At 56.5% G+C, this 23,485-nt stretch carries 24 protein-coding genes; 10 read left to right on the plus strand and 14 right to left on the minus strand.

Translation table 11 applies throughout. The features are described from left to right. Positions 1-52: 52 nt before the first annotated feature. Positions 53-940, plus strand: a complete 888-nt coding sequence (locus MOV14_RS09095) for a nitrilase-related carbon-nitrogen hydrolase (protein ID WP_318537013.1) — start codon at positions 53-55, stop codon at positions 938-940. A gap of 27 nt (positions 941-967) precedes the next feature. Here MOV14_RS09095 and MOV14_RS09100 read toward each other — a convergent pair whose 3' ends face one another. After that, on the minus strand, positions 968-1,600 hold the full coding sequence (locus MOV14_RS09100; RefSeq protein WP_318537014.1) for an HAD family hydrolase: 633 nt from the start codon (positions 1,598-1,600) through the stop codon (positions 968-970). Positions 1,601-1,754: 154 nt separating this feature from the next. Between MOV14_RS09100 and MOV14_RS09105 the strand changes: the two genes are divergently transcribed. The 3 genes from MOV14_RS09105 to MOV14_RS09115 are packed head-to-tail and all read left to right on the plus strand — an operon-like array spanning position 1,755 to position 4,579. Beyond that, positions 1,755-2,702, plus strand: coding sequence for a phosphotriesterase family protein (locus tag MOV14_RS09105; RefSeq protein WP_318537015.1), 948 nt, complete (start codon positions 1,755-1,757; stop codon positions 2,700-2,702). Between the two features lie 54 nt (positions 2,703-2,756). Continuing rightward, positions 2,757-4,046: a PTS transporter subunit IIC gene (locus tag MOV14_RS09110; RefSeq protein ID WP_318537016.1), complete on the plus strand. Its 1,290-nt coding sequence runs from the start codon at positions 2,757-2,759 to the stop codon at positions 4,044-4,046. A gap of 41 nt (positions 4,047-4,087) precedes the next feature. Continuing rightward, positions 4,088-4,579 carry a PTS sugar transporter subunit IIA gene (locus MOV14_RS09115; protein ID WP_318537017.1) on the plus strand — a complete coding sequence of 164 codons (492 nt, stop codon included), beginning with the start codon at positions 4,088-4,090 and terminating at the stop codon, positions 4,577-4,579. Here the strand turns inward: MOV14_RS09115 and MOV14_RS09120 are convergent. The 9 genes from MOV14_RS09120 to MOV14_RS09160 all read right to left on the minus strand — a co-directional run bounded on the left by MOV14_RS09120 (position 4,548) and on the right by MOV14_RS09160 (position 13,690). Next, on the minus strand, positions 4,548-5,270 hold the full coding sequence (locus MOV14_RS09120; protein WP_318537018.1) for a creatininase family protein: 723 nt from the start codon (positions 5,268-5,270) through the stop codon (positions 4,548-4,550). The genes MOV14_RS09115 and MOV14_RS09120 overlap by 32 nt on opposite strands. 22 nt (positions 5,271-5,292) lie before the next feature. Further along, a complete protein-coding gene (locus MOV14_RS09125) occupies positions 5,293-5,589 on the minus strand; it encodes a PTS sugar transporter subunit IIB (protein WP_318537019.1) in 297 nt (98 codons plus the stop codon). Between the two features lie 113 nt (positions 5,590-5,702). Then, positions 5,703-6,794 carry an ABC transporter ATP-binding protein gene (locus tag MOV14_RS09130; protein ID WP_318537020.1) on the minus strand — a complete coding sequence of 364 codons (1,092 nt, stop codon included), beginning with the start codon at positions 6,792-6,794 and terminating at the stop codon, positions 5,703-5,705. A gap of 54 nt (positions 6,795-6,848) precedes the next feature. Next, a complete protein-coding gene (locus MOV14_RS09135; protein WP_318537021.1) occupies positions 6,849-8,999 on the minus strand; it encodes a transaldolase family protein in 2,151 nt (716 codons plus the stop codon). A 52-nt stretch (positions 9,000-9,051) separates the two neighbouring features. Further along, positions 9,052-10,719, minus strand: a complete 1,668-nt coding sequence (locus tag MOV14_RS09140; protein WP_318537022.1) for a CTP synthase — start codon at positions 10,717-10,719, stop codon at positions 9,052-9,054. Between the two features lie 35 nt (positions 10,720-10,754). Continuing rightward, positions 10,755-10,979, minus strand: a complete 225-nt coding sequence (locus tag MOV14_RS09145) for a hypothetical protein (RefSeq protein ID WP_318537023.1) — start codon at positions 10,977-10,979, stop codon at positions 10,755-10,757. Next, positions 10,934-11,494, minus strand: a complete 561-nt coding sequence (locus MOV14_RS09150; protein ID WP_318537024.1) for a hypothetical protein — start codon at positions 11,492-11,494, stop codon at positions 10,934-10,936. The genes MOV14_RS09145 and MOV14_RS09150 overlap by 46 nt, the downstream gene beginning before the upstream one ends. 32 nt (positions 11,495-11,526) lie before the next feature. Further along, on the minus strand, positions 11,527-12,441 hold the full coding sequence (pyrD, locus tag MOV14_RS09155; RefSeq protein WP_318537025.1) for a dihydroorotate dehydrogenase PyrD: 915 nt from the start codon (positions 12,439-12,441) through the stop codon (positions 11,527-11,529). Next, entirely contained in the window at positions 12,398-13,690 is a 1,293-nt protein-coding gene (locus tag MOV14_RS09160; protein WP_318537026.1) for a dihydroorotase, read from the minus strand. The genes pyrD and MOV14_RS09160 overlap by 44 nt, the downstream gene beginning before the upstream one ends. A gap of 128 nt (positions 13,691-13,818) precedes the next feature. Here MOV14_RS09160 and mntA point away from each other — a divergent pair, with 128 nt between their 5' ends. Continuing rightward, positions 13,819-14,640, plus strand: a complete 822-nt coding sequence (mntA, locus tag MOV14_RS09165; protein WP_318537027.1) for a type VII toxin-antitoxin system MntA family adenylyltransferase antitoxin — start codon at positions 13,819-13,821, stop codon at positions 14,638-14,640. Here the strand turns inward: mntA and MOV14_RS09170 are convergent. Further along, a complete protein-coding gene (locus tag MOV14_RS09170) occupies positions 14,637-14,942 on the minus strand; it encodes a hypothetical protein (protein WP_318537028.1) in 306 nt (101 codons plus the stop codon). The two genes, mntA and MOV14_RS09170, sit on opposite strands and share 4 nt — an antisense overlap. A gap of 203 nt (positions 14,943-15,145) precedes the next feature. After that, complete coding sequence (locus tag MOV14_RS09175) at positions 15,146-15,922, minus strand: HpcH/HpaI aldolase family protein (protein WP_318537029.1); 777 nt, start codon at positions 15,920-15,922, stop codon at positions 15,146-15,148. Between the two features lie 105 nt (positions 15,923-16,027). Here MOV14_RS09175 and MOV14_RS09180 point away from each other — a divergent pair, with 105 nt between their 5' ends. Beyond that, positions 16,028-17,044, plus strand: coding sequence for a D-isomer specific 2-hydroxyacid dehydrogenase family protein (locus MOV14_RS09180; protein ID WP_318537030.1), 1,017 nt, complete (start codon positions 16,028-16,030; stop codon positions 17,042-17,044). A 12-nt stretch (positions 17,045-17,056) separates the two neighbouring features. Here the strand turns inward: MOV14_RS09180 and MOV14_RS09185 are convergent, their stop codons facing one another. Together MOV14_RS09185 and MOV14_RS09190 are read right to left on the minus strand one after the other, a co-directional pair. Beyond that, positions 17,057-18,571 carry a gluconokinase gene (locus tag MOV14_RS09185; protein ID WP_318537031.1) on the minus strand — a complete coding sequence of 505 codons (1,515 nt, stop codon included), beginning with the start codon at positions 18,569-18,571 and terminating at the stop codon, positions 17,057-17,059. 14 nt (positions 18,572-18,585) lie between these two features. Then, positions 18,586-19,299: a helix-turn-helix domain-containing protein gene (locus MOV14_RS09190; protein WP_318537032.1), complete on the minus strand. Its 714-nt coding sequence runs from the start codon at positions 19,297-19,299 to the stop codon at positions 18,586-18,588. A gap of 86 nt (positions 19,300-19,385) precedes the next feature. On the opposite strand from MOV14_RS09190, the gene MOV14_RS09195 reads away from it, so the two are divergent. The 4 genes from MOV14_RS09195 to MOV14_RS09210 are packed head-to-tail and all read left to right on the plus strand — an operon-like array spanning position 19,386 to position 23,484. After that, positions 19,386-20,270: a dihydrodipicolinate synthase family protein gene (locus MOV14_RS09195; RefSeq protein ID WP_318537033.1), complete on the plus strand. Its 885-nt coding sequence runs from the start codon at positions 19,386-19,388 to the stop codon at positions 20,268-20,270. 52 nt (positions 20,271-20,322) lie between these two features. Next, on the plus strand, positions 20,323-21,714 hold the full coding sequence (locus MOV14_RS09200; protein WP_318537034.1) for an ABC transporter substrate-binding protein: 1,392 nt from the start codon (positions 20,323-20,325) through the stop codon (positions 21,712-21,714). A gap of 30 nt (positions 21,715-21,744) precedes the next feature. Beyond that, a complete protein-coding gene (locus tag MOV14_RS09205; RefSeq protein ID WP_318537035.1) occupies positions 21,745-22,602 on the plus strand; it encodes a carbohydrate ABC transporter permease in 858 nt (285 codons plus the stop codon). Between the two features lie 3 nt (positions 22,603-22,605). Continuing rightward, positions 22,606-23,484 (plus strand): carbohydrate ABC transporter permease, encoded by an 879-nt coding sequence (locus MOV14_RS09210; RefSeq protein WP_318537036.1) that lies wholly within the window; start codon positions 22,606-22,608, stop codon positions 23,482-23,484. Position 23,485: the final 1 nt, after the last annotated feature.

The following is a 23,485-nucleotide window of genomic DNA, read 5'->3' on the forward strand; positions in this document are numbered from 1 at the left end:
GCGGTTCGAGCAAATATAAACCTTTAAAGTCCCCGAACCAAAGAAGGTCAGCGTGAAGCTCGTCGCAGTCCAGTACGAGTTTAACTGCGAGAGCTACGAGAATGCAAGCGCTTTCTATGACTCCATCGAGCACCCGCTTCTCGAGGCGGAGTCCGTGCTCGGCGACCTTCAGGGAGCCATAGTGGTCTACCCCGAGCACATTGGGACCTTCCTCATATTCCTGGGCGAGAGAGTTCGCGCCGAGACGCTCGAGGAAGCGCTAGCTAGGCTAGCCCTCAGAAACCTACCCCGCTTCCTGCTTGAGACCCTGCGCTCCCTGAACCCTAGGGGCGCGCTGCTGTCGCTGAAGTGGAAGCGCATCAGAGAAGCCTACTTCACCGCATTCAGCAGGCTAGCGTCGAAGTACAAGGCCGTTATAGTCGCAGGCTCCCTGCTCGAGCCCACTTCCCCGAGAGCGATCCAAAATGTCTCGTACGTCTTCGACAGCGATGGCCGCGCGAAGTGCAGGCAGGTGAAGGTGCACCTCGACACCCCTGAGCTCCAGCTAGGCGTATCACCCGGGTCGATAAGCGATGTCACAGTTTGTGAGACTCCTTACGGGAGGCTCGGCGTAGCCATCTGCCTAGACTCATTCAAGGAGGACATCGTCTCACGCCTCGCCTCCCAGGGGGCCGATGTGCTCGCACAGCCCTCCGCAAACCCCGAGCCGTGGGACGAGAGGCTAGAGGAGGAGTGGAGGAACAGCGCCTGGTACATGATTCAGAGGTTTGATTCCCTCAAGTACGGTGTAAATCCCATGGCCGTCGGTAGAATCGTGGGCCTCGAGTTCGAGGGCATCAGCAGTATCGTAGCAAAGGCTAGCATGACGAGCGACGGCTCAGGCTACCTGGCTAGGGCCGCGAACCCGAAAAAACGCGAGGTTCTAGCAGTGGAAGTCTAGCGCCGTCAAGACGAGCGCGCTTCGAGGTTAGGGGTCTCCGAGCTCCCTCTCGAGGACCTCCCTAAGGGACTCCCCGCTACCCCTATCGACGTAGACAGCTTTGACTCCAGCCCGCCTAGCGTTCGCGAAGTCGTTCTCCTCGTCGTCTCCGACGTGGAGTATCTCCTGCGGGCTGACGCCTAGAAGCTCCGAGACTCTCTGGAAGAACGCGGGCGGCTTGCCGGGGAAGCCGAAGTCGGAGGAGGATGAGAACACGTGCTTGAACGAGCTCCGGTACAGCGGGATCCTGGACAGAACCAGGTTGACGAACTCCCTCGCAGCGCTCGTGCATATGACCAGCGTGCACCTACCTCTCAGCAATTCCACAACCTCGAGCGCGTCGGGGTAGGGCCTAATCCTCTCCGCGGCCTCCCGCAACGCGTCCTCAAGTCTGTCCTCTATCCCAAACCTCCTAAACCAGTAGCCCGGCATGTACCACCTCACGTCCCCCGGTCCCACCTCGTCGTACGAAGCGTACACAATCCTCTTTGCCTCCTCAAGCCCCAGGCTGTGCCTCTCAGCATAAAGCCTCGGGACCAGCTCCAACCAAAAGTAGTCCACGTACTCGCGCGTTACAAGCGTACCGTCGAGGTCAAAGCTTACAACTGACACGCTCCTCATATCCCTTCCTGCTCCTTAAGGATTGTATAAATTAAACTCTATCTACAAACACTTTACTCAATTATTGAACATGTTCTAAAAATATTGCTGAATTAGACCTCTTAGGGAAGTTAGGCTCAATGCTTATAATTCTGTTCCTGGGATTGTTTATCGTATGGGCGTGCTAACAGTGAGGGGCTTGGTCCCCGACTCTGAGGTTAGGATGTTTAACTCCCACATCCACCTCGTAGCTCACCCCCCAGCGTGGCTCTACAAAACCCCCTCTTTCGAGAACGACCCCGACTACTTTTTAACCGACTGGGAGAGGGGCCTTGAGGAGCTCAGGCACCTGATAGACTCCGGGGGTAGGGGGGCCCTCGACGCGACTACTAGGGATTACGGGCGCAACCCCGCGGCTTTAAAGTACATCGTAGACCGAGCCCCGGGCTTCCACCTCGTAGCAGTCACGGGCTTCAACCGGGGCATATACCTCGACGACAGCTACTACAACACCCCCCTCGACAGGCTCGCGGACTTCTTCGCCTCAGAGGTCTCAGAGGGGATGGAGGGCACAGGCCTCAAAGCGGGGGTCATTAAGGTAGGGGCTGACTACATGAGGATGCTGCCCATCGAGGAGAAGTGCATGAAAGCCGCGGCTATAGCGCACAAGGCTACTGGGGCTCCCATAGTTGCGCACACCACGCTAGGCACCTTCGCGGCGGAGATCCAGGTTTTCCTCGAGAGGGAGGGCGTGGACCCCGGCTCTGTGGTGTTCTTCCACGCCGACCGCAACCTCGATCCCTGGTACTGGAGCATGGTTTTGGAGAAGGGGTCGTACATCGTCCTCGACCAGATTGGGAAGATCAAGTACTCCCCCGACGGCAGGAGGGCTGAATTCATCGCAGATATGGTGTCGCGGGGGTACGAGGGTCAGATCCTGCTCGGGACAGACTTCGCCAGGAGGAGCGACTTCAAGTCCTACGGCGGAGGCCCGGGCCTAGGGTACCTCTTCTCATCATTCATACCCCTACTCAGAAGAGTGCTGAGGAGCAAGGGCTTCGAGGAGCGCTTAGCCGACACATTCACCAACGAAAACCCATCGAAAGCCTTGAGGATACGCTAAATTAGAATTATGTTTGGTACAAAGTTTAAATAAGAGCTTTGAGCGACAAAAACGATGGATCCAGCAACAGAGATTTTAAACTTCATAGTAGCACTATTTAGAGAACCGAGCATCTTCCTTGGCCTAATTGCGCTCACGGGGTTAGTCGCGCTCAAGGAGAGGATCGAGAAGATAATCTCTGGGACTTTGAAAACAGCCCTGGGCTTGCTCATCCTCTTAGCTGGAGTTAGCCTAATGGTCAGTGCGCTGACTCCGCTTGGCTCAATAGCTGCTAGCGCACTGAAATTACCACCCGTTAGGGTTGAGATCGGAACAAACAACGTGATAGCAGAGCTTGGCTTTGAGATAGGGCTTGTGATGGTTTTTGCATTCTTGGTAAATGTAATTGTAGCGAGAATAAGCAAAACCTTTAAGTACATATTCCTTACAGGGCACCTAATATTCTGGAACGCCGTAATATACACCGCGGCCTTCAGGTACATTCTAGGGATGACCGGATGGCCTCTCATAATAGCGTCCTCGCTTTTCACAGGACTCTACCAGATCATACAGCCGTGGTATACCCACTTCTTCGACCTAGAGGTGAACCAGAACGCCGGATTCGTTCTTGGTCACTCCTCATCCCTTGTCGTTCTTACAACATCGCTGATAACGAAACCACTCGGCAAGAACAGGAAGTTCAAAAGCATGGAGGAACTGACTTTCCCAGAGTACCTCAGCTGGCTCAGGGAACCCATGCTGATGATAGCGGCAAGCTATCTGATAATCTACATCATAGTCGGAATAGTCGCTTGGGACAGCGTTGTAGCAGCAGCCAATGCAGCTGGCAAGCATCCAGTCATATGGCTACTCCTCCAGGCGCTTAACTTCGCTGCAGGCTTCGCTGTACTCATAATGGGCGTCCGAATGCTAATAGCCGAACTAATTCCCGCATTCCAGGGGATAGCTCAGAAGATCGTGCCAGGAGCGGTTCCAGCTTTAGACTGCCCCCTGTTCTTCCCATACGGACAAGTATCCATGTCTTGGGGAGGCCTCATCGGTATGCTCTCAATGGTCATCACCTCACTCATCTTCGCAAGTGTGAAATACCCGTGGTTCATCTTCGCCCCTACAATGTCTGCGTGGTTCCACGGTGCAACAGCGGCCGTTTACGGGAACAAGTACGCAGGAGTCGTCGGAGCTATAATAGGCGGAGTCCTAGCTGGTGTGCTCATGGGTATAGGGCAAGCCATAATGTGGCCAATTATGGGCTTTGCTATCGGTGACTTCTTCAGCTGGGCATCCGACACCGACTACGTATGGTTCCCACTAATAGTGTACCTCTTCAGCATCTTCAAAAGATAAAAACTCTTTAAAGGCATTTTTCTCTCATTTGGTGTTGATCTGTGAAAGAGCAACCTGTTGGCTTTCTAGAGGCTTTGGGTGGTAGGGTTGTTGTGGTTGAGGGTGTGAGTGGCTGGGAGGGTGCTGTGGCTTTGAGCGGTAGGCTTCTGCTGGAAGGCGGCTGCGTGGAGGAGAGGTATATTGGGAGGATGGTGTCGACCTGCAGGGAGCTCGGCCCCTACATCGCCATAGCCCCGGGGATCGCGATCCCCCACGCTAGGCCGGAGGACGGGGCTAGAAGGGTCTGCCTCTCCCTGGTCGTCGTGAGGAGCGGCGTGAGCTTCGGCTCCCACAACGACCCAGTCTACGTCCTCATCGCCTTCTCCACACCCGACAAGCACTCACACATCAAAGTGCTCCAAGAACTCGCAAACCTCCTCACAGAGAAGGGGGAAGAGCTAGTGAGAAAGCTCCGAGAGGCGAAAAACCGGGAAGAAGCACTACAAAAACTGAGAGAGCTTCTTAGAGATTCTTCTCTAAATCAGCAAGCCTAGCTTTGATAAGATCTGAGATAGTTTTACATACTTCAAGAAAAATCTTCTCGCCTTTCTCCCTTGATGCTTTAGTCGGATCCCCGATAACCGCTGGTGGAGTTATTTTCTCCCATGGCACAAAAACGTTCGAGAAATAGGTAGGTTGTGCTTCAGGGTAGAATGCTCTAGCTTTACTCATGTCAACGCTGTCAGGCTTTAGATATAATATCAGGGAAGTTTCTATTTCCTCAGCATGGAAGTAATCAGGGTGCCAGAACTCAGACTCAACGTATTTTGAGGCGATTTTCCTGATGATATCCGGGTTAAACAACATAACCTCCATACCTTCCTCAAGTAACCTCCTGAGAGCTTCGCGGAGAGAGCCGGAATTTCCGACGTGAGAGTTCACAACGACGAGCATCTTGAATCCACTCTTCTTAAGAGCTCTTCCTATTTGGTAGACTACTTCCTCCAATAAGTGGGTTTTCAGCCAAACAGAGCCTGGGAATCCGCGGGTAGACCATAATGTTCCATAGTGTACTACCGGAAAAGCTACAGCGTTAACCTCCTCTGCAACCTTCTCAGCAATGGCTTCAGCAATTATTGAGTCTGTTGTTATAGGTAGGTGGGGTCCATGAGCCTCAACGGCTCCTACGGGGAGAATTGCGATGGGGTAAGTAGTCTCGGAAACGTATCTCCTAATGTCCTCCATCGACGGGATTTTCATCCAGAGTTTACCCTTTTAGCCTTTGTATAGCTTCGAGAAGCTTTTCTTCGATTTCCCTCCTGTTCCCATAGTTGTATACTGCAATAATGATCTTCGCAGCTCCCTCCTTCTGAAATCTTTCAGCGAGGTCAGGTCCTGTCACAATTATGTCGGGCTTCATCGCGGCGGCTAAGGTGGCATCCGCCGTCTCAACACTTGCGTCAATACCAGCTTTTCTCACAATACTTTCAACGACAGTTTTCAAGAACAGTGCAGTACCTGTTCCGAGGCCGCAAGCCGTTACAATTTTCAGCCTGTTAGGCATGGTAAGCACCGGTAGTGTACCGCTTAAACTGTAATTTAATCATTACTCCAAACTTCAAGTCGAGGTTTAAAGAAATCTTTCCCGGGATTCTTTTGTCAGGTGAAATCCGCGGTCTAAACAATAACTCTTCCAGTCTTTTTGTCAAAGACATGGGCGTACTCAAGCTTGAAGCGTATCCACACTTTCTCTCCTGGTGCGGCCTCGAAGTGCCCGGGGTACTTGGCCTTCACGAGGGAGTCGCCGTGCTTAAAGTCGATAATGGTCTCGGCCCCCAGGGGCTCGGTGACGAACACCTCGACTTGGTAGCCGCCGGGTAGCTCCTGCTTGCTCAGTTCTATGTGCTCGGGCCTTATCCCGAATATCACCTCCGATGGGGCGCCTGCCTCGAGGAGCGCTTTCCCGGCGTCTCTTGGTAGCTCGATCGTGAAAACGCCGGTGTCGAGGTACACGGTGCTGTCTCTCTGCTTAACGGAGGCGTCGATGAAGTTCATAGCCGGAGCACCTATGAAGCCTGCGACGAAGGTGTTTGACGGCCTGTAGTAGAGCTCCGCTGGCTCCGCGAGCTGCATGATCTTCCCCTCGTTCATGACGGCAACCCTGTCTGCCATCGTCATGGCCTCAGCCTGGTCGTGCGTCACGTAGATCGTGGTGATGCCCAGCTCCCTCTGAAGCCTCTTCAGCTCGGCCCTCATGTAGACCCTGAGCTTAGCGTCGAGGTTGCTCAGGGGCTCGTCCATGAGGAACACCTGTGGTTGCCTAACGAGCGCCCTCCCGAGCGCGACTCGCTGCTGCTGCCCCCCGCTCAGCTGCCGCGGGTACCTGTCGAGGAGGTCCTCTATCCTGAGCAGCTTCGCGACCTCTCTGACCCTCCTATCTATCTCATCCCTCGGGACCTTGCGCACCCTAAGCGGGAAGGCGATGTTGTCGTAGACCTTCATGTGCGGGTATAGCGCGTAGTTCTGGAAGACCATGGCCACATCCCTGTCCTTAGGCGGGAGGTCGTTCACAAGCCTGTCTCCTATGTAGATCTCCCCCTCGTCCGGCGTCTCGAGGCCAGCTATCATCCTGAGAGTGGTGGTTTTACCGCACCCGCTGGGCCCGAGCAGTACGAGGAACTCGCCGTCCCTGGCCTCGAAGGACACGTGGTCGACGGCGACAACCTTCCCGAACCGCTTCACCAGCTCTTTGACAGCTACCCGAGCCATTCCATTCCCCCACCTACATAGACATTTCTGTGCAAGCCTATATATAAGTTAACCCTAACTATCAGCGTGAATAACAACGCCCCTCGCAACCTTCAAGCACTCCTCCCTGAACCTGTTGTACGCCTCGGTGAACCCCCTCATCGTCTTCACTCTGGGCCCGAAGGACGCCCACTCCTCCACCCTAACCCCGCTCTCACCGTAGCCGTCAACATCTAGGCCCGCCTCCTTCAGGGCGCGCTTAAGCTCGGGGGTTAGGTCGTAGGCTTTCCTGAACTCGGCCCACTTTAGAAGCAGGTCGAGCTCGCTGGGCCCCCAATTCACCGCCACAGCCATCATGTAGTCTTCCAGCCGGACTCTACCGTGGAGGTACTCTAGGTGCACGTTCAGCTGGTGGTTTGGGAACTCCGTGTTCGTCATATTCCTAGCGGCGAGCGTGCAGTAGGTGTCGGCGGGCTTGCGCTTTGACGCCGGCAGAACGTCTATGCCGTCTAGAACCTCCTCAGCCTGCTCGGGTGCGAGGCCGTACTTCCTCACTATGTAGCTCAGCCACAGCCTGCGGTTCCCCTCGCTGAAGAATATCCCCCACACCCTCTGCGCGACGAACGTCCCGCTCAGCGAGATGGCCCGCTCCCACGCCTCCAGGCAAGCCCTCACCTCCTCCCGCGTAGCGCCGCAGACGCCTGCGCCGGCGAGGAAGTCGATCAAGGCGTCGTTAACCAGCGATCTTATGTAGGCTTGGCTCGATACGAGCTCCGCCTTCTCCTCCAAGGTCCTGGCTTCGAGCCCGTACCCCCAGCCGCTCTGCCCCCTCCAGACGCCGCCCGGCTTGGTCTCCGGGACGCCGAGCCTCTGGGCAAGCTGCGAGAGAGCCTCCTCGGGGTCGTCGTAAAGCTTCAGGGCTGTCTTGATGAGCTCACAGGCTTTAACCTCGCGCAGGTGGGCCTCCAGCCTCCCACCCATGTTGGTCTCGTAGACCTTCGTGAGCCTGACGCCCCTCCTGGCCGCGGAGGCCCTCCCCTCGATCTTCGCGAGGATCAGGCTCACCTCCTGCGACACGGAGAACGTCACGGTGTTGTTCGTCCCTATCCCAAGGCTCTCGAGCACCCTCGTTATCTCGATGGAAGCACCGCTGCTCCCCGCCACCTTGAACACGATGTTGGGCCTCCCCCTCTCCATGTAGCTGGGCCACCCCCAGAGGAGGTACGCGTCGTACCTAGTGAAGTACTCCTCAGCCATCGCGTATATCCTCAAAGCATCCTTAACGCTTCCCTCCACGCTATCGGCGACGTTCGGGTTGAGCTGGTAGCTGACCATGCCGTCCTTGAAGTCAAGGAGAAACGCCACCGGCCTGAACACCTCCATGTTGGGTATGAGGGCTAGCAGTGTGGCTGCCATGGCGAGCTCATCCCCCTTGCCCTCGAGGTCCGCGAGCAGGTCCCGGCGCGACTTCAGGTACTCCCTGAACCTGTCCCAGAGAGAGGGGTCGTCCCTGTACGCTTCAGCGGCGAGGACGGGGTTCGTTGAGACCTGGACGAAGCCCAGCCTCCTGAGCCACCTCAAGCCCAGGGCGTAGTCGTTCCCGAACCTGCACAGGCCCTGGAGGGTCATGCGGTAGTAGGCGTTTGACTCGAAGAGTTTCCTCATAGCGGTCACGAAGCTGGAAAGCGGGTGCTCCCCGTCGATGAGCTTCGTTGCTTCGTCGGCCATCCAGGCAAGCATGCTCTTAGCCTTCGGGTTGCTGGACATCACCTTCCTCATGTCCCCTAGGTAGTAGTCTACGACAGCTTTGGAGAGGAGTGGTGCTCCGAGCCTACTCCTCTCCTCGTGCTCGAGGCTCCTGAGCTCCTCGACCGCGAAGCCGAAGGCCTTCTGCCTCTCGACCTCGGGAACCCTAGCCCACAGCATCTCCAGCCCCGCAGTGTTCAACGCCACCTCGGCGACCAGCGCGTACGTCCTCAATGCCTTGAGAGCCTCCTCAGATGAGAGAGCCTGGAGCACGGTGAGGTGTGCCTTCCTGGTGAGCTGCCCGACGATCTCCGAGTAGCGGGTCGACGTTAGGGGGTTGAGAAGGTTGTCGGCACCGAGGTCGGGGTACCCCCTCAGCGCGGCGAAGACGGCGAGGGAGGAGTGGTCTGAGACGGGCGGTGCTTCGGGGAGGTGCTCGCGTTGGAATATCATCTTAGCTGTGCTCTCTTCCACCCTCACGCGGCTTGTTGCGATTAAAACCGCATTTATAGTTCAGCGCTAAGGCTTATATTCACGAACGGTTACGCCTGCTCTCCCTCAGAATGGCTTCCAAGAAAGCCCTGTAGACAGGGGATGGCCTGCCGGGCCTGCTCTTGAACTCCGGGTGGAACTGCACGCCGACGATCCAGCTCTGACCCACCACCTCTATGGAGTTGATTATCCGCCCCGAGGGGTCAGTGGAGGACGCGATCATGCCCTTCTCCTCAGCTAGCTTCAGGTAGTCGGGGTTTATGTGGTACCTGTGCCTGAACCTCTCGTACACGAGCTCACTCCCGTAGGCTGCGTGGAGCTTGGTCCCGGCCTTTATCTTGACGGGGTGAGCGCCCAGCCTCATGGTCCCACCCTTCAGAACAGCTTTCCTCTGCTCGGGCAGGAGGTCCACGACGGGGTGGGGTGTCTCGGGGTCTATCTCCGTGGAGTGGGCTTTCTCGAGGCCGGCGACGTAGCGCATGAAAGCCACGAAGAGGAGCTGGGCGCCGAAGCATATGCCCAGGAACGGCTTCCCGCTCTGCAGGGCGTAGCGGGCTGCGTGGATCATCCCCTCAACTCCTCGAGCGCCGAAGCCCGGTGTGAGCAGGATACCGTCCGCCTGGCCCAGGAGCTCCTCAACCCTGCTGGGCTCCCGCTCGAAGTCCTCAGCCTCTATGTACACGCGCCTCACCCTCACGCCCAACGAAGCCCCCGCGTGGTTCAGAGCCTCGTTTATGCTGATGTAGCTGTCCTGGATCATCGTGTACTTCCCGGGCATCGCGATGACGACCTCCTCCCTGGTGTTCAGGAACGCGTCCACGGTCCTCTCCCACTCCGCCTTCCTGTCGGGGTCAGGCTCCAGGGGCAGGTTTAGCAGTTTGCTGAGGTAGGTTCCGAGGCCCTGCCTCTCGAGAACCAGCGGGAGCTCGTACACCGTCTCGAGGTCCGGGTCGGAGAACACCGCCTCAGGCGGAACGTTGCAGTAGAGGCTTATCTTCCTCCTGACGTCCTCCGGCAGTGGCCTGTCCGACCTGCCGATGATAACGTCCGGCTGCAGGCCCATGCTCTGCAGCTCCTTAACGCTGTGCTGGGTGGGCTTCGTCTTCAGCTGCCCAAGCGTCGAGAGGAATGGCACGAGGGTCACGTGGACGAGCGCCGTGGTCCCGGGTGGTTGCTCGAGCCTGAACTGCCTAACGGCCTCGAGGAAGGGCATCGCCTCGATATCCCCCACGGTGCCGCCGATCTCCACTATGAGCACGTCGGGCTTGCTGCGCTCGGCAACGCTCCTTATCCTCCTCTTGATCTCATCCGTGATGTGCGGTATGACCTGTATGGTCCTGCCCAGGTACGTGCCGGCTCTCTCGCGGAGAATGACGGAGAGGTAGACCTGCCCGGAGGTTATGTTGTTGGAGGGGTGCATGTTGACGTCGAGGAACCGCTCGTAGGTCCCGAAGTCCTGGTCTATCTCGGCGATCGTGAACCTGTAGCCGGGCGCGGGCTCGAACTCCCACACGTCCTCGCAGACGAAGACCTCCCCGTGCTCGACGGGGTTCAGCGTACCGGGGTCCACGTTGAGGTAGGGATCCGCCTTAATAACGTCGACCCTGAGCCCCCTCATCTGGAAAATCTTCCCGATGGAGGCCGCGACCACGCCCTTCCCCAAGCCGCTGACCACGCCGCCTGTTACGAATACGTAGCGAGTCTGCATAGGCTATCAGACTCGGCCGGGTATTAACCTTTTACTTAGTCCCTTACAGGCCTGCTCCTGAGAACCTTCAGGTAGATTTCCCGAAGCCTCTCGTCCCGGTGGGCCTCCCGGATGATCTCGAGGGACTTGTTTATGAACTCGTTGAACCAAACCCAGTACTGAGGGTTGCTCCTGGCCATCTGGGCGAAGAGCTTCATCGCCCTCAGGTTGGCCTCTACGTCTCCAGGATCGAGACGTCTATACTGAGCCTTCTCGCCCACCTCTCCAGCTCACCTCGGTCAAGCCTCTCCCTGAACGATTCGTACAGGTACTTGGCGTCCTCAAGGTCCTTCATGGACCCGAGGTGGACCTTGTACGCGATCTGGAGCTCGATCGGGGAGATGTAGATCACGCGCCCACCCAGCAAGACCTTCACCCTGTTCTCGAGAGCATAGCGGTGGAACTCGTTCCTGGGAGCCTTAACCTCGAAGTTCGGCAGAATGCTCGGCGGCTTATAGAACCTGACTGAGCGCTCTCTGTAGTCCTCCTCTATGCTGGACTCGAGCGTCAACACCTCGAAGCCCCTCCTCTTGAGAGCGCTGTAAAGGGATAGGGCGCTGTCCGCCTCAGCTATCACGTCAACATCGTCCGTCGTCCTTGGCCTACCGAAGAGTATAGCGACGTAGCCTGCCACTACGACGTAGCTCCTAACGGCCCCCTCGATGGCCTCGACGAACTCGAGGACAAGCCTATCGAAGTCGTTGAGCGGCCTCGAAAGCACAACCTCCCTCAGCACGCGCTCACGCACGTCTCCACGTGGAGCAGGCTTTAAAACTTGTGGGCTAGGCCCACGATCTCCTTCACGGAGGCGAAGCCCTCGTCCTCCAGGTACTTAGACAGCCCCCTCGCTATCTCGCTGAAGAGCGCGAGGTCCTTCTTCGCTATGCTGGAGCCAACACCCACAGCCGAGGCGCCCGCGAGAATCATCTCGACGGCGGCCTGCCAGGAGTCAACACCCCCGACGCCGATGATCGGCACGTCGCCAAACCTCTCGTAAAGGTCGTACACTACCTTGACGGCCACAGGCCTTATCCCCGGACCCGAGTACCCGCCGTACCTGTTGCTGAGCACGGGCCTACGGGCGTAGATGTCTATAGCCATTCCGCGGATGGTGTTTATCGCCGTCAAGCCCGAGGCGCCCGCCCCGATAGCCTTCTCAGCCACCCTCAAGTAGTCGTGGTGAGGGGAGAGCTTGACGAGCACCGGAGCCTCAACGGAGCCGCTGAGCTCCGCCACTATCCGGGCCACAACCTCAGGGTTGTCCCCAACCTCGGCGCCCATGCCCTTGACGTGTGGGCACGAGACGTTCAGCTCGACCGCCTGAGCACCGCACTCCACGCCCCTTGCAGCCACCTCCACGAAGTCCTCCAGCCTCCCCCCTCCCGCGCTGAGGATGACGGGTATGGACAGGGTTTCCCTCATCGCTCTGAGCTCCGAGCAGAACGCCTCGATCCCCGGGTTGGCGAGCCCTATGGCGTTGAGGAAGCCGTGCTCCAGCTCGACGAAGGTCGGGTTCTCGTAGCCCCTCCTGGGCTCAGGGGTTATAGTCTTCGTCGTGAAAGCCCCGGCCCCGGCCTCCTCAACCCTCCTCGCCAGGCTCGCGCTGGTCCCCAGGATGCCGGATGCGAGGACGGTGGGGTTACGGAGCCTCAAACCCGCTAGCTCGACCTCGAGGGACGGCAAGCCTCCCACCCTTCTCGGCCATAAAGTAGCCGGCAGTATATACCTCTAACCCTCGGACGTATACGGCGTGTGTCTTCGTCCGGAGCACCCGCCCCTCAAAGGGGGTGTACTTGGCCCTCGACTCGAGCTCCTCCCCCCTCACCCTCCACTCCTCCTTCGCCACCACTACGAGGTCTCCGTCGAAGCCCGGCGCTATCGAGCCCTTGCTGAAGCCCATGAGCTCCGCGGGTCTCCTGCAGTACAGCTCGAGTGCAGGTAGGCCCAGCCTCCCCGAGAGGATCTCGTCGAGCAGGAGGTGGAGCGCCAGCTCCAGCCCCGGGAAACCGGGCGCAGGATTGTCGGCGAGCTTCTCCTCGAGGCTGTGCGGCGCGTGGTCCGTGACGAGGGCGTCGGCGAGGCCGCTCCTCAGGCTAGCGTACACGGCCCTCACGTCTCCCTCGCTGCGGAGAGGGGGGTTGACAACGGCGACCTTGGAGAGGGGGGAGGAGTAGAGGGCCTCGCTCAAAAGAGCGTGGTGAGGGGTTACGTCGAACGTCACGCGATGACGTGCAGACACCTTCGCCCGCAGCACCTCGAGCAACCCTATCTCCGTGCTCAGGTGGGTGACGTGGAGCCACGCACCTGTAGCCTCTGCGAGGTCTAAGGCCCTCAGGATCCCAGCCCTCTCGGCCACAGGAGGCCGGGCCTCGCTGTGCCTCCGCGACTTCCTGAAGAACGAGGGGTCCTCGGCGTGGACCACGACGGGCTTACCTACGCTGGCCGCGCGCCTGAAGACGCTCACGGCATCCTGAGCGAAGAGATCCTCGGGGTACAGCTTGAAGCCCACGTAGAGCCCCCCGCAATCCTCCAGCTCCTCTAGCCTCGGGTTGAAGCCCGCGTAGAAAGCGAAGTCCACCAATGACTTCTCGGAGGCCCGTTGGAGCTTCTCGCGAAGCCTATCGCAGCTATTAGAAGGCGGCCTGTTGTTCGGCATGTCCACCACGAGCGTGACGCCTCCCTTGACCGCGGCCCTCGACCCCGAGCGCCAATCCTCCTTGTACTCCAGCCCCGGCTCCCGCATGTGGACGTGGAGGTCAACCATCCCGGGGAGGACAAGGAACTTCTCGCCGAACTCCACCCTCGCGTTGCTGGGCGGGGCTAGAGGGGGCTTCGTGACGCCGACTATAACGCCGCTGTCAACGGCTATAGCCACCTCCTCGAAGCGGCCACCCAGGTAGGCCTTCCCGATGACGACTAGGTCTACGGTCATCCAATCTTATGCAGAACCGTATCTATTAAGCTTGGCTAAACGAGGGGGGCCCGGCGGAAGACCAGCTGGTGAGCAAGTAGCGGGGAGCCGTGCAAAGGCTTATCTCTCGGTTAGCCAAAGTCAACTTTGTGGAAATAAGATCACTGGTTTCCAGAGCCGTCGAGGCCTTGAGCAAGGCCGGGGAGCTGGCGAGCAAAACCTCGCTGGATGCCTACGGGGAAGCGTCGCTGCGGTGGTTCCTCTACGAGGCTCACCAGGACCTGCTCGACGCCCTGGCGGCGCTCGTAGCGGAGCTAGGGCTCAGGAAGCCGCCAACCTACGCGGGTATCGGCCATGTACTCGCTGAGAACGGCCTCATAGGTTCAGGGGACGCTGAGCTCATCTCCCTACTGGCGAGGAACAGGAACAGGTTAGCACACGCCTATAGGCTCCTGGACTTAACCGAGCTCAGGGAGGTTTACCTGCAGGCACGGGACCGCGTCCCGCGCCTCGCGGGACTCCTCCTCCGCATCATCGAGGAGAGAGGCGTGGACCCGCCACCTCTACCGGAGAGCCTCCTCGCTCTGCTTAGAAGCTACGGCGTCAAGGCCCTCCTGCTCTTCGGGTCAAGGGCTAGGGGCGACTACAGCGAGGCGAGCGACTACGACGTTGCCGTTCTCGCAGGGCGGCAGCTGAGCCTCCGGGAGCTGGACGCGATAGCGGGCGAGCTCTCACGGCTCTGGGGCGGCGCGGATGTCGATATCGTGGACTTAAGCGAGGCCCCGAACGAGCTGCTCTACAAGGTTCTCAGGGACGCTGTCCCCCTCTACGTGGAGGACGAGCGCTGGTTCAGGTCCTGGGCTGCACGCGAGTACTCGCGAGTCCTGGACGAGGAGGACCTCATGGACATCTACTACAGGAGGCTTCAGGCCCGCCTCCAGCCTGGAAAGCCGAGGAACGAGAGCCGTTAAGACATACCCGGCAACATGAGGAGTTGCGCCTCCTTGAGTGTGTTCTTAATAGGGTCCACTTCAAGCCCCAGCGACTCGAGCGCCGTGGCGCCCAGGATAGCAGATTCACCGTCTTCGCCGAAGATGAGGGTTACTCCGCCCCTCCTCCCCATAAGCTCTACCTCGGCAACCCCCACCTCCCTGACAACCTCCCCGCCGAAGGCCTTGAAGACCCTCTTCTCGACGGGGGCAATGCCTATGGACTCCAGAAGCCTCCTGCTGACCACAGTGTATATAGCCCCCGTGTCCACCACTCCCTCCACGTCGGCGAACCTCGACCTGTCCGCGGGGTTGTATATCCTGACCTAACCCTAACGAAGCCCATCAAACTATCCCCCTTGATATTACACAGCAAGACGTAGATAAACTTTAAAACCGAGAAACGCGAGCTTGACAGCGCAGCTCTCAGAGGAGCCTTTGCCCCTAAAAATGAGGCATCGCGCCGGCAACACAGGAGCTGTCTGCACTAGCGTTGAAGCGTCGAGGAGGCTTGCAAGAGTTCTCTTGCACGCGCCAGCCTCTCGCGTGCCCCCGCAACCAGAAAGCGATAGTCGCTACCGAGAGCGATTAGCTTGAAGCCGCTCCTCAGAGCGAACTCGAGAGACTCGTTGTCGGAGCAGTACATGCCACCGGGCACGCCTGTCTGCTCTGAGACCTCCGCTAGTCTCTCGACGGCTTTCCTCACAACCTCGTCCTTCCAGGACCTCTTACCGTACGAGAATGAAAGGTCGTTTGGCCCAATGAAGAATGCGCTCACCCCTTCAACCGCCAGGATCTCTTCAGCTCTCTCAACAGCCTCACGAGTTTCAATCTGCACGATGACGAGAATGTTATGAGCCTCCTTGAAGTACTCCTCTGTCCTGAGCCCCCAGGAGGCCGCTCTTCTAGGTCCAACCCCCCTTATACCCTCAGGCGGGTACTTCACCGACTTCACCGCGAGCTCGGCGTCTTCTTTTCTGTTGATGAGCGGGAAAAGAACGCCTGCCACACCTAAGTCAAGTACCCGTTTCACGTAAACGGGGTCGTTGAAAGGCACCCGCACGAGCGGCGTCGCGTCGCTCCTAACACCCATAAGCATGTGCTCGAGGTGCTGGTAGTCGATCGGCGCGTGCTCCAGGTCAAAGAGGAGCCAGTCAAAGCCGAGCAGGGAGAGCATTTCAGGAACCTCCGGGTTTGCTATAGTCACCCATGCGCCGAAGCTCACCTGTTTCTGCTTAATAAGTCCGGGTAGCTTGCCGAACATTTTGTATCGAGCTTTTAACATTAGTCAAGTTATTTGAAATTCGCCTAACCTGTTTGGACACTTACATATATCTAACCCTCTCTCCATCGTTAACCCGAGGAGGCAATGTACAAAGTCGCTGTCGTCAATTCGCGCTCTTTCGGCGTTAACGCCCCAGAACTCCTTGACGAGTTAAGGAAGCAAGCTCAAGTCGACTTTATAGAGGTCGATAAAAAGCTTAGGGGCAGAGAGCTCGCCGAGAGGCTCAGAGGTTACCACTTTATCATAGCAAGCGTCACACCCACTTACGATGAGGAGTTCTTCAGGACCAACAAGGATGTCCTCCTGCTCGCCAGGCACGGTATAGGTGTGGACAATGTTGACGTGAAAGCCGCAACCGAGGAAGGGGTCATCGTAACCAGGGTGCCTGGCTTCAAGGAGCGAGACGCCGTTGCCGAACTCGCAGTTGCTCTGTGCCTCAACGTTGTACGCAAGGTATGCTACTCTTACACCCTCGTAAAGCAGGGGAAGTGGTCTGAGCGCGGAAAGATTATCGGCTTCAACATCCGTGGAAAAACTGTAGGAGTTATAGGGATCGGCAACATAGGGGGGCGTGTGGCTGAGATATTTGCCAAGGGCTTCAACGCTCGAGTGCTGACCTTCGACCCCTACGTGAAACCGGAAGAAGCCGCCAGGATTGGTGCACAGCTAGTAGACTTAGAAACTCTTCTCAAGGAGTCAGACATAATAATGCTACATGCCCCCCTCACGCCACAGACATATCATATGATAGGCGACAGAGAATTTTCACTAATGAGGCAAGGAGTAATAATTGTGAACACTGCTAGAGGGGAGCTCATTGACACCCAAGCCCTTTTGAAAGCCCTGGATAACGGTAAGGTGGCAGGAGTCGGGCTGGACGTCGTAGAAGGCGAACCTATAGACGCCACGCACCCCTTGCTCAAGTACGATAACGTCGTCATCACACCACATATCGGGGCAAACACCCGAGAGGGGCTAAGGGGAATGGACGAGTCGAACGTTGACGCCATATTGAAGGTAATCCGAGGAGAGCCACCGACGGAGTACATGGTAAACCCGGAAGTACTTTCGAGAGGAACCAGAGCCAAACTCCAAACTTAGAAACCAGTCAACCTAAGCAACGGCTTGGCGAAGATAAACTGGTTTAATTCTCTCCAGTAGTAATTTGAACAATTCATAGCTCTTCCGGTAGCCGTCCAAGTTCTCCCGACTAGGCGTAAAAGTCTTAGCGATTCTAGCTTTTCTCTCCGCGTAACTCCTCAAGTCCCTAATATATCCCAGTGCCTTCATCCCCAGTAAAGCAGCACCCCACAGGGCTGCATCCCTTGTATGGACGCGGCGAACAGGAACTTCCAGCACATCAGCTATTATCTGAAGCCACAGGTCAGAGCTCGCCCCGCCACCGGTTATCCTCACCTCCCTCACATTGATCGAGTTCTCTTCTAAGGCCTCCTTAACAAGCCTCAAGTTGTAAGCTACCCCCTCAAGGAAGCTCCTTATAACATGAGCCCTCGTGTGGTCCTCTCTAAGCCCGAATAAAACGCCCGAAGCTTCGTTACCGAACTCCGGTATCCGCTCCCCGACCAGGTAGGGCAGGAAGATTAACCCTCCTGCACCCGGCGGTGCTTGACCGGCTTCAAGGGTCAACGCATCGTATACGTTTTCGCCGAGCTCCTCTGAAAGGAGCTTCTCGAGGTGACCGAAGTTGTCCCGGAACCACCTCAGCACAATACCGGCGTTGTTCAGCGCTCCACCGGGTAGCCAGACACCATCGCACGCATAGTAAATTTGAAACCTCATCTTACCGGTACCATCCACAATAGGCCTGTCGCTCGCAACACGTAGCATGGTGCTTGTTGAGAGGTGGGAGGAGCCTATACCGCTAGATAAAGCGCCTTCACCGACAGCCACGGAGCCTCCATCGAATATCCCCGGGATCACTGGGACAGGTTTCTCAAGCCCGATCAGCCTTGCGACCTCTGGCTTCAGGTCTCCAATGATTTCGTCGCCCTCAACCAGCTCTGGGAGCTTCGACGCGTCTAGACCTAGCTCCTCTAAGAGTTCATGGTCCCAGCTCATACTCCTCATATTCATTAGCTGAGCCCCTGAGGCGGAGCTTTTCTCGAAAACTGCCCTCCCCGTGAGCTTGTAGAGGAGGTAACCTTTCGCGTCCAGGAAATACCTCGTCCTCGCGTACTTCTCGGGACTTCGCTTGTAAAGCCAGTAAATCTTAGCAAGCTGGTAGATGTATAGGGGCGGGCACCCTGTCCTCTCGTAGACGACCGAGGGTTGTATCTTAGAGTAGATCTCTTTGAGAACTTCAGCAGGCCTCCTGTCGAGCCATGTAATTATCCCTGTTAAAGGTTCTCCGGCGGCATCTACCCCTGTCAAACCGAAAAGGTAGCCTGAGAAGACAAGCGCGTCGATCCTGACCTTCGAGCTAGAAACAGCCTCACTGGCTAGCTTGACGAAAAGCTGCAGTAAGAGTTCGGGGTCATGTTCGGCTGCTTGCGCTTCAGGTCTTAAAACCGGTACTTCTACACCCTTGAAAAACAGGAAGTCGGACTCACCGCTAACTATTGATACTTTAAGTGTGGTAGTGCCGATATCGGCGACAAGGAAGTTCATACTTTAGACTCACATCAGCTAGAGTTAAGCAAAAGCGTAAGTAGCTTCTGCTCACCCCTCCGGAGGTGCTCGCTTAAAGTGGCCTTCGAGATCCCGAATTCTCGGGCTAGCTCCGTAAGAGAGATTTTCCGTGGCCATTCATAGTATCCACGCTTAATAGCCTCAACGAGTATTGCCCTCTGGGATGGGGTTATAGCTTCACCGGCAGCAATGTTCAAACCCAGGAGGCTTGTCTCACGGATAGCTGTTTCGAACGAGACCTTCTCAAAAGACAAGACTTTCCCATGCATTGAAAGCCTGGACAGCACTGAGCTATGATTTTCTGGTGAAATCATGTAGAACACCCTCCTGCCCGACTTGAGGACGTATGGGAAAAACGTAAACCTGCCTGAGCTGAGGGTGTACTCGTAAAACTCGCATAAACTCTTCGTAACTGCCATGATCATAGAGTATCTTTTTTTACTCATAATCCTATAGTCCTCAACCTCAGGGTGCTTGTTGAGCTCCTCCATGAACATCTGGTGGATTCTCTTCTTCTCAGGAAGCGAGACGTAAATCATGGTTGTGGCGTGGTTGCCGCTTACTGTTATTCCTTCAACGTACACACTTACTCCGGGGATCTTGCTGAGAGCCCCCAGCACGCTCCTGTACGGCTCCATAACAACCCTGTACGTGGAAAGGCGTGTCTCGGGGCGGTCCAGGCTTCTCGCGACATCAGCTGACTCCATGCTGAGTTAGATGAGTGAAGTGGGGCAATATAAACCTACCCTGTTTGGTATAATAAATAATTCAAGAAACTGAAGCTCAGTTACCGATGACGACTCAGCTCTTTGGCATAATTCCCCCGCTGCTGACGCCGTTTACCTCTGCTGGCCACGTAGACTTCGACGCGCTCAAACAACTGCTAGACCTCACGATGCCATACGTGCACGGGTATTACGTGTGCGGGACCTACGGGCAGGGCCCGCTAATGAGCATCGCGGAGAGGAAAAAAGTCGTCGAAAAAGTCGCTGAGCATGTGGGCTCGTCGAAGCAGCTGGTCGTGCACGTGGGCTCTGCGGCCACGGATGCCGCGGTAGAGCTCGCCAGGCACGCAGAGGAGGTGGGCGCAACAGCGGTGGCGAGCGTCCCGCCTTACTACTACCGTCACACGGAGGAGGCCGTTTTAGAGTTCTTTAAAGACCTCGTAAAGTCGACAAGCCTCCCAGTCTACGTGTACAACAATCCTCCGCGGGTTGGGTACCCTGTAACCCCTGAGCTTGCCGCTAAGCTCAAAGCCATCGGCGTAAGAGGGGTGAAGGACAGTAGTTTTGACGTTCTCACGTACATGAACTACAAGCTGCAAGCAGGTGAAGACTTCGACGTGGTTGTGGGAACAGAGGCTTTAATGCTCCCCACATGGGTTCTAGGTGCAAAAGCGTTCATACCCGGTATGTCGAACTACCTTCCCGAGCTCGTATATGAGCTGTTCAAGGCGCTGGAAAGCGGCGACCTAAGTAGAGCTCAGCTGCTGCAGTTCCGCGTAAACAGGCTACGCGAAGAGCTGCACAAGCTAGGTAGCCCGATACCAACAGCATACGCTCTACTGAGAATTAGGGGCATAAAGGAATGCTACCCCAAAAAGCCATTTCTGCCCCCCAGGAAAGACCTAGAGGAAACTGCAAGGAAAATAATGGAGGAGTTCTTACGTAATCGATGACCTAACACGTTTGGCTTAAAAAAGATTACGGGCCTTAAATATATAAGCATGTATGAGCACGCAAACCAATAGGGCGGTTCTAGCCGTAGCAATAATAGGGATTATTCTCGTCATCGGCGTCGTAGCCTACTTCCTCACGAGGCCAACACCAACACCTACCACCCCGGCACCAGCCCAGCAACCCCAACAGGCGGCGAGACCGAAGCTTGTAATATGGGGTAGAGCAACCTTCACCCCACCCCAGATGTACTGGGTTGAGAAGAAGGTCAGGGAGTGGGCAGCACAGCATAACGTTGACGTGGAGATTACGTGGCTGGCCGTCGCGGATATAGGGAAGAAGTTAACAGCGGCGGTAGAGGCGGGCAACCCGCCCGACGTAGTTATAAACGGGCACCCTGTAGCCATATTCGCTGAGCGGGGACTTCTCGTACCGATCGACGACGTCGTTAAGAAGCTTAACGAGAGCGACATCTACGAGATCAAGCTGAAGGAGTGCTCATGGGGAGGCCACTACTACTGCATCCCGACAATGTTTGAAGCTACTTGGCTACATGTCAGGTGGGACATTGTCGAGAAAGCCGGTGCACAAGACCTCTTCCCGCTGAAGAGCCTCGACGACTTCTACACCGCGGCTAAGAAGTTACACATGGTGGAGCCAGGCGTCTACGGTATTGGCCTACCCCTCGGCCTAAACGGGTATGACACTTGGTGGACATTCCTCCACTTCTGGGGCGGCTACGGTGGAGCCATGCTTACAAACAGGTCTGTGGCCGGTGTCGTAATGGACAAGGAGCCCTACAGGAGTGCTTTGAAGAAGGCCTTCGAGATTGAGAGAAGGATATGGGTCGAAGGCCTCACACCACCAGATAGCGACCAGTGGGTCGACGCCTCAAACAACAACGCTTTCCTGCAGGGAAAGATCGCCATGACGATGAACCCCGCCAGCATCTACTACGCGCTGATGACCCAGAACCCCAAGCTCGCCGCTGTCACAAAGCTGTTCCTTGCACCCGTATCTGTCGACTGCGGAGACGAGAGCGTGTTCATTTTCAAGACGACGAAGTACCCCGACCTCGCGAAAGACCTTGTGTACTACCTCTTCGCGGATAAGGATGACTACAGGAAGGGCTTCTGCGAGGCGTCAGCTCTCTACGCGCTCCCGATATTCAAGAGCCAGATGGCGGTAATCTCCAAGGACTGGAAGGCCGGCAAGTACCCGCAGTTCGGCGAGGACCCGGCGAAGGCTGTTGAGAAGATAAAGTTCATGGAAACAGCCGCGTTCCCGCTGGGAGAGAGGACGACGCCTAGCGAAGAGTTCCGCGAGGGCTTTACTTGGAACGAGATGATCCAGAAAGCCGTAGTAAAAGGCGAGGACTTCGACAAGGTAATAGATGAGTACGCGCAGAAGCTGAGGGACGAGGTAAAGAGGGTTTACGGCGGATAAAAATATTTTTCTTTTATCGGTGACTTCTTCATGACTAAGAGCTTAAATGAATCCATATACAAGTGGCTCTACGCCCTACCCACAGTAGCTCTGATCTTCTTCATTTTCATCATACCTACAATATACGAAATCTGGCTTAGCTTCCACACCAAGGTAATTGGGGGAGAACCGGTTTTCGCGGGTCTATACAATTACCAACGCCTCATATCTTCTGAGGTCTTTTACAAGACTATTCTTAACACGATCATTTACTCATTCACATCTGTGTTCGCAAAGGCCATTATTGGCCTCGGTGCGGCTCTGCTCCTCAACATGAGGTTCAGAGGAAGAGGGTTCCTGAGAGGGTTCTCGATCCTCCCGTGGGCTTTCCCCTCCTTCGTGTGTGCAGTGCTATTCTGGTTCAACTACGACTACCGAGGCACCTTCAACATGATACTAAAAGCCTTGGGTCTTCAGCCGATCCACTGGATGAGCTACGACAACGCCATGTTCTCGGTGATTCTGCTTAACATTTGGCATGGTTGGCCGTTCTTCTTCATGGGATACCTGGCGGGGTTGCAGGCGATACCCGTAGACCTCTACGAGGCCGCTGACATCGACGGTGCGTCACCGCTTCAGAAGTTCAGAAGCATCACGCTCCCGATGCTGAAGCCTGTGCTACTTACGGTGATGCTCTTGTCTTTAATGTGGACGATGGGCGAGTTCACGCAGATTTACATGACAACAGGAGGAGGTCCCATAGACGCTACGCTGACGATCCCGATCCAGACCTACAAAATAGCTTTCCAGACAGAGTTAAACATGCCGCTAGCGGCGGCTTACAGTGTTCTAGTTCTCCCCATATACCTTGTCTTAATCTACTTCACGCTCAGGCAGATGGGTGAGTAGCGCATGTCGGTCGCACGGCGGAGGATCTACGAAAAGGTCGTCATTGCTGCTGGCAGTGCGCTCCTACTTCTCTGGATAATCATCCCGTCGTTCTGGGCTTTCAAGACAAGCATCTCACCTCCCGAGGAGGCCTGGGCCCCGATCCCCTCGCGTATAACTCTCGACAACTACCTCAGCCTCTTTAACCCCAGTCTCGAAGCAGTGCTCAGGGGGATGGGTCTCAGGGCCACGATACCTGACCCCATGATAGTGTACATCACCAACAGCTTGGTAGTCTCCTCAATAGCATCTATTCTCGGTGTCTTCTTTGGCTCGCTGGCTGGGTACAACCTAGCTAGATTCAACTACCGCGGGAAAAGGCTCGTAATATGGCTTGTGCTCTTCGCCTACGTTTTCCCCGTCTTTGTGCTCATGGTGCCGATAGTCCTAGTCGTGAGGGCCCTTGGCCTTTACAACACGTTATGGGGACTGGCCCTCGTCCACCTCGCCTACACGCTACCCTACTCGACCCTCATGATGAGGAGCTACTTCTACGGGATACCCGCAAGCCTCGAGGAAGCGGCGCTGATAGACGGGTGCACGAGGTTCGAGGCTCTGTGGCGGGTAGTGATCCCCGTAGCCGTGCCGGGCTTCGTCACAGCTTTCATATTCTCCTTCACCCTCTCCTGGAATGACCTCCTCTTCGCCTTGATCCTCATCAACACGAGCAAGTACTACACTCTACCTATAGCGACGACGTTCTTCCTCTTCGGAGGCGAAATAGTGGATCCCGGGGGCCTAGCCGCGACAGCCATATTCGCAGGCCTCGTCCCAGTTGCCATTTACATGTTCGTGCAGAAGTACGTGGTAGTAGGGCTGGTTAAAGGCGCGGTGAAGGCGTGAA

Source organism: Infirmifilum sp. NZ (genome assembly GCF_022693705.1).
GTDB lineage: Archaea > Thermoproteota > Thermoprotei > Thermofilales > Thermofilaceae > Thermofilum.